The sequence below is a fragment of the Pseudomonas sp. P5_A2_2 genome (assembly GCF_054177685.1).
Window position 1 is genome coordinate 1 of record NZ_JBGCUL010000483.1, and the last position, 3,425, is coordinate 3,425.

Annotated in this window: 5 protein-coding genes and 2 pseudogenes; 3 read left to right on the forward strand and 4 right to left on the reverse strand. The window is 52.3% G+C overall.

Annotation, left to right across the window (positions count from 1 at the left end; translation table 11 throughout):
* A pseudogene (locus ACXRVY_RS20830) lies at positions 1 to 237 on the reverse strand (hypothetical protein); the annotation flags it as partial.
* Between the two features lie 174 nt (positions 238 to 411).
* Between ACXRVY_RS20830 and ACXRVY_RS20835 the strand changes: the two are divergent.
* Positions 412 to 720 (forward strand): hypothetical protein, encoded by a 309-nt coding sequence (locus tag ACXRVY_RS20835; protein WP_458238135.1) that lies wholly within the window; start codon positions 412 to 414, stop codon positions 718 to 720.
* Between the two features lie 4 nt (positions 721 to 724).
* Positions 725 to 1,087 (forward strand): hypothetical protein, encoded by a 363-nt coding sequence (locus ACXRVY_RS20840; RefSeq protein WP_457265794.1) that lies wholly within the window; start codon positions 725 to 727, stop codon positions 1,085 to 1,087.
* A 38-nt stretch (positions 1,088 to 1,125) separates the two neighbouring features.
* Here ACXRVY_RS20840 and ACXRVY_RS20845 read toward each other — a convergent pair whose 3' ends face one another.
* Positions 1,126 to 1,446, reverse strand: a complete 321-nt coding sequence (locus tag ACXRVY_RS20845) for a hypothetical protein (protein WP_457265795.1) — start codon at positions 1,444 to 1,446, stop codon at positions 1,126 to 1,128.
* Positions 1,447 to 1,495: 49 nt separating this feature from the next.
* On the opposite strand from ACXRVY_RS20845, the gene ACXRVY_RS20850 reads away from it, so the two are divergent.
* Positions 1,496 to 2,446, forward strand: a complete 951-nt coding sequence (locus ACXRVY_RS20850; protein WP_458238136.1) for a DNA cytosine methyltransferase — start codon at positions 1,496 to 1,498, stop codon at positions 2,444 to 2,446.
* On the opposite strand, the gene ACXRVY_RS20855 is transcribed toward ACXRVY_RS20850, so the two are convergent.
* Both ACXRVY_RS20855 and ACXRVY_RS20860 read right to left on the reverse strand, forming a co-directional pair.
* Positions 2,443 to 2,979 carry a hypothetical protein gene (locus ACXRVY_RS20855; RefSeq protein ID WP_457265797.1) on the reverse strand — a complete coding sequence of 179 codons (537 nt, stop codon included), beginning with the start codon at positions 2,977 to 2,979 and terminating at the stop codon, positions 2,443 to 2,445. The genes ACXRVY_RS20850 and ACXRVY_RS20855 overlap by 4 nt on opposite strands.
* Positions 2,980 to 3,028: 49 nt before the next feature.
* A pseudogene (locus tag ACXRVY_RS20860) lies at positions 3,029 to 3,425 on the reverse strand (hypothetical protein); the annotation flags it as partial.

The following is a 3,425-nucleotide window of genomic DNA, read 5'->3' on the forward strand; positions in this document are numbered from 1 at the left end:
TGACAACTCCTTGCTCTGCAAAACAATTGTATGCAGCAGAGCAAGCAAACCTATTATCGAAAATAGCGGATTAAGAATCCCTCCAACAAAATCCCCAAATTGCCCCCAAGACTCTTGCGAGTCTGATGGATCAATCCCAAACATTGAGATGAAGGCAACAATTAGGAGGACTGCAGTAACCAATGCCGTAACTACAACAGCAAGCAACCATTGAGGCAAACCGCGTAGCTTCTTCAAATCCTGCATCCATTCCAATTTTTTATAGATTTTATGGACAAACCGCTAATACGGCAATCGACTAAGCAGGCCGATTTCGAGATTGGTGCGTCATTTTCGCACCAATTACGCCCCTACCCCAACTTCAACGAATCACGCCAGCCGGCGAGGCAGGCGTCTGTCTGGAGATTGCCAATGAGCATTCCCGCAAATGCTTTGAGTGACGAAGAGTGCCTGCACTATGCCGCGCTTGATCCGGCGGCCGCCGTCGAACTGACTCGCCGCTTGGCAGCGCAAAGCATCGACCCTAGCGCTGAGCGCGAGGAGCTGCGCGAAGACATCCGCCGCCTGGAAAGCCAAGCGAGTGATGACGAAGACGAGCTGGAGAATCTTCGGGATAACGCGRGCGAGGCCTGCACCTGGATTAAGCGAGCAATGGACCCGGAAGACCGGGAGCTTTCACTGAATGCGCTACTTCAAAAAGCGCTCGACTGCCTGGAGTAAAACCATGAGCACATTTGCCGTTTTCGGAATGAATGAGCACTTCGCCCGCGAAGAGGCGAAGCGTAAAGTTCGCGACTTCAAGATTGAGAAAGGTCAGCGAATCGAGCTATCCATGAGCCAGTGGCTCCAGGCTGTCGAGGATCGCGTGATCAAGATCATGGACGGCAAACGGGTCGCCCAACTCAGCAGCATGTTTGATGCGCCCCAGTACGCCGCCGAGTATGCGGAGCGCATCCGTAAGCTGGGGCGGTGCCGCGACGTGATCATCAGGGCGAAGGTCAAGCTGCCGCAGAGCGATGCAAAGCGGAAGTCGGCGACCAAGCTGTCGTGGATGGACTACTCGCCTGAATTGACAGCGGCTGCCTGACACCCCATCAAATACTTCGATGAACACTGGCGTCAGAATCAAAAACCGCTTTTCCGTTCTCGATCTTCAAGGCTCCACTTGTCGGGATCATCTCCAACCGAAAGCTTTATCCTCACATCGTAGCTGCATATAAAACGAGCTCGGTCTTCAGTCAGGTTGTTGTGACTGGCAATTGCCCGTGTTGAGCGATATTTATCGCCACCTGAAGCTCTCTCCTTGACCATCCATTTGTGCACCCGACAGGCGTCTCGCTTGACTCCTATCAAGGCGAAGAGAACCTGCATTCCATAAAGTGCCAGTCCGGCGGCCGCGCCGCCAAAAGACGTCGAGATGATGTCATTAATCAGTCCCTGATCCATTCGAAACCCTCAGAAATTAGTCATCCGAATATACCGGCGAGGTGTCACTGTGCCCATCACTTACGGAAGCGTTTGCAGCGGCATCGAGGCCGCGACCATGGCCTGGCATCCGCTCGGAATGCGCGCTGCCTGGTTCGCCGAGATCGAAGCCTTCCCCAGCGCGGTGCTGGCCCACCACTACCCCACCACGCCGAACCTCGGCGACATGACCAAGCTCGGTGCCCAGGTATTGGTCGGCAAGATTCCGGCGCCCGACATCCTCGTCGGCGGAACCCCATGCCAAGCCTTCAGCGTCGCCGGTATGCGCGAAGGTCTGGCCGACCCGCGCGGCGCCCTCACCATCAAATACCTGGACCTCGCAGATGCAGTTGACTATGTTCGCGCCAGCCAACGAAAGCCCCCCTGCGTCATCGTCTGGGAAAACGTCCCCGGTGTCCTCAGCGACAAAGGGAACGCCTTCGGATGCTTTCTTGGCGCGCTTGCTGGGGAAGACTGCGAACTGCAGCCTTCAGGGAAAAGGTGGCCGGACRCTGGTTGTGTGTATGGACCCAAAAGAACAATCGCGTGGCGGGTCCTGGACGCCCAATATTTCGGCCTGGCCCAACGACGCCGTCGTGTGTTCGTTGTCGCGAGTGCTCGAGACGGATTCGATCCCATCGAGGTACTTTTTGAGCGAGAGGGCACTCGCAGGGATTGCCCGCCGGGATGGGAAACGAAGCAGGAACTTCATCCTACTCTCACGGCACAAGGGGGAGGCTCTCTCGATGACCGAGAGGCATATGTACTGGAGCCGTCAGGAGTGCGACGTACTACACCAGTCGAATGGGAGCGGTGCCAAGGATTCCCTGATGATTACACGATGATCCCTTGGCGCGGCAAACCAGACAGCGAATGCCCGGATGGCCCGCGCTACAAATCCTTAGGAAATAGCAAGGCTGTGCCTGTTGTTAAATGGATAGGGATATGCTTGATAAAAGCGCTATCTTTTGGATTAATCTAGTCCACAGGATCCTTAGCTACTCTAATAGTAGAAGCCTTTAAATCTCCTTCTCCAATTGCGGCCTTTATCGCTGCGTCTTGCATACTAGCATAGACTTTCTTAAGCCTGAAAAAATTGGCATTAATCAAATCATTTGCCCGCATCTTTTGTTCAATATCACTAGGAGAAATATGAACAAAATTATTTGCAGTACTTTGAATACGAGAGCATAGCACACTCGCTTTTCCATCTAATCGCGCTGCACATGATGCAGCAGCTGCAGCAAGAGCTCTAGCTGCGGAAAACAATTCCTCCCCTTGTAGATTAGCATTATCAAATCTACTAATTGCCGCATATAAGCTTGCCATTGGCTCAGCCCTATACTCTAGCAACTTCAAAGCGGTCTCTGACTTCAACAACGACAATTGAACATCAATTTGTGCCTTAGCAGCGTCTGCCGCATAATTGCCAGCCACTAACGCCCCTAAACAGGATCCTATAACACCTATCAACCCTGCAATTACCGCAGCCCCAAGCCCTTCATTAGCTTTCATTTTATTCGCTCCAGATAGAATCCCCAGTGCATTGCAATTGTACACCGCACTAGTTAAACTTTCGCGGATGAACTCTATGCCAGGAAAAGTATGGTTCAGATGCAACTCCCCAAGCAGTACAAAGGTTACCCACAAGGCTATCGATTACAGCTTTAAGTTCAGCCATAGGTTTGRCATGTTTCGCTGCTTGAATGATTCCCTTATCATCTATGTAGATGTAGCCATTTTCGAATAACCGGTCGCAGCCAAGTAAACATATTGGCATCACGTTGGCGAGATCTTTTTTAATTTCGGGAGTGCAAGAATGCCGTTTCCGAATGTGCCCGATGACCAATATATCCACTGGTAGCAGGCGATTACACACTGCACAAGCTTCAACCTTCTTCTTCCCCAACAAAATGGTTCGAAGCAGATCCTGCTCCTTCCTTCGGCGAGTGGATGAGGGA